The 2,165-nt window shown below is 74.2% G+C and carries 1 protein-coding gene and 2 pseudogenes; 1 reads left to right on the top strand and 2 read right to left on the bottom strand.

The window, feature by feature from the left end; translation table 11 throughout:
* Window positions 1-1,076: pseudogene (locus GJ633_RS15995) on the top strand (M20/M25/M40 family metallo-hydrolase); the annotation flags it as partial.
* On the opposite strand, the gene GJ633_RS15990 reads toward GJ633_RS15995, so the two are convergent.
* Both GJ633_RS15990 and GJ633_RS17375 read right to left on the bottom strand, forming a co-directional pair.
* Complete coding sequence (locus GJ633_RS15990) at window positions 1,077-1,574, bottom strand: NYN domain-containing protein (RefSeq protein WP_156589566.1); 498 nt, start codon at window positions 1,572-1,574, stop codon at window positions 1,077-1,079.
* Between the two features lie 119 nt (window positions 1,575-1,693).
* Window positions 1,694-2,165: pseudogene (locus tag GJ633_RS17375) on the bottom strand (hypothetical protein); the annotation flags it as partial.

Here is a 2,165-nt window from a genome sequence, read left to right as displayed (position 1 = left end):
CGGTCGTCGCCGGCGGCTGCGTGGTCGCCGACGACGTCCTCGGCGGCGCCCGACGAGGGGCCGCACCTCGTGGTCAACACGCACCTCGACACCGTGACCGCCGCACGTCCCGTTCGCGCGCGGGACCGCGGACGCGGGAGAGCGCGGATCCGACGCCGACGGCGGGAACGAGCCATCCGACGAGCCCGTGATCCGCGGACGGGGCGCCTGCGACGCGAAGGGACCGCTCGCGGCCATCCTCGCCGGGTTCCTCGCCGGCCGACCCCGACCGCGGTCGGGTCACCCTCGCGCTCACGCCCGACGAGGAGACGCTGTCGCTCGGCGCCGCGGCGCTGACCGGACGCCTGCCGGGGACCGACGACCGGCTGGGCGGCGACTGCTTCCTCGTCGGCGAGCCCACCGGGCTGGACGCCTGCACCGCGGCGAAAGGGCGCTTCCAGGGGACCGTCGAGCTGTCGGGGACCGCGGCCCACGCCGCCGAGTTCGCGGGCGCGAACGCGGTGGCGGCCGCGGAGGACGCGCTCGCCGCGATCCGGACGTTCGACGACGACGCCGAGGCGCACCCGCAGCTCGGCCCGCCGAAGCTCACGCCGACGGTCATCGAGGGAGGCGAGGCGACCAACCAGGTGCCGGCGGACTGCGCGATCACCGTCGACCGCCGGAGCGTGCCGCCGGAGTCCGCCGAGGAGTTCCGGCGGGCGCTCGCGGACGCGGTGCGGACGCGCGTGTCCGCGGACGTCGGCGTCGAGGTCGCACTGACCGACCGAGAGTCGCCGTTTCTGGAGGCGTTCGCGACGGATCCCGATCACGCGCTCGTCGAGACGGTGGTGGCCGCGGCCCGCGACGCGGGCGCGGCGGTCGGGCTTCCCGCGGACCGCGGCGGCGTCGTCCGACCGTTCGGCGCGGCGACGGAGGCGTCGTACTTCGCGCCGGCGCCGACGGTGGTGTTCGGTCCCGGCGACCTCGCGGACGAGACGGGGGCGGTCGCGCACGCCGAGCGAGAGTACGTCCGCGTGCGGGAGGTCGAGGCGGCCGCCGAGGCGGTCGAACGGACGATAACCGGAATGCTCGGGTAGCTACAGCAGGAACGTCTCCTCCCGCTCCGCGAGGTCGACGAAGTCGTCGGCGGCGTCGATCAGTTCGTCGGCGGCGGCGTTCGAGAACGCCATCGTCTCCACGCGGACGCCCTCGTGTCGCAGGTGCGAGCAGAGCCGCGCGAAGTCGCCGTCCCCGGTACAGAGCACGACGGTGTCGACGTGGCTCGCGAGCGTGACGGCGTCGAGGCTCATCCCGACGTCCCAGTCGGCCTTCTTCGAGCCGTCCGCGAACGTCTTGATCGCCTTGATCTTCGTCTCGAAGCCGATGTCTCGCAGCGCCTCGAAGAAGCTCTCCTCCTCGGGGGAGTCCGCCCGGATCACGTACGCGATAGCGCGGACGAGCGACCGCTCGTCGACGGCCTCCTCTAAGAGTCCCGCGTAGTCGATGTTCCGCGAGTACGCGCTCTGTGCGGAGTGATACAGGTTCTGTGCGTCCGCCAGCACCGCGACGCGCTGATCGGGGTGTACCTCGGTCATACCGGGCGTTGGACGGCGTCACATAGGGGCTTTGGGATCGCCGCCGCCGGGTCCGGTCACGGGCGCCCAACTACGGTCCGCTATGCTCGACTGCGGCCGCTACGCCCAGCCGCGGTCCGCTACCGACCGTCGCTCCCGTCGAACCGATCCGGACCCGAGAGGGAGAGGTCACCGAGCGCGACGCGTCGAGGCTCCGGCGGATCGGCGTCGGCGGCGGCCACGGCGAGGTCGCCGCGGGGGTCGGTGGAGTCGCCTCCGGCGAGGAGATTCGACAACACGACCGTCCCGTCCGCGGCGAGCGGCGCGACGACGCCGGCGGCCAGCGCCCGCGGGTCCGCGAAGTCGCGTCGGAGGACGACGCGCGTGTCCGGCCCGATCCCGTGGCGGTCGACGGCGGACCGGGCCGCGTCGAGGAGGTCTCGGTGGGTCACGTCGCCGCCGTCGCGGCGGACGACCGGGTCGTCCGGGCCGACGGCGCTCGGGGGCATCCCGGGGTTCTCGCTCCACAGCTCCTGCTCCCAGTAGGTCGTCTCCGGGCGCTCCGGCTGACCGCCGACCGCGACGAGGTCGGTGCCGGGCGGGGGGGTCAGG

The sequence above is a fragment of the Halorubrum sp. CBA1125 genome (genome assembly GCF_009742825.1).
Classification (GTDB): domain Archaea; phylum Halobacteriota; class Halobacteria; order Halobacteriales; family Haloferacaceae; genus Halorubrum.
The sequence above is the reverse complement of the archived record's forward strand: the minus strand, read 5'-3'. Positions and strand labels throughout refer to the sequence as shown.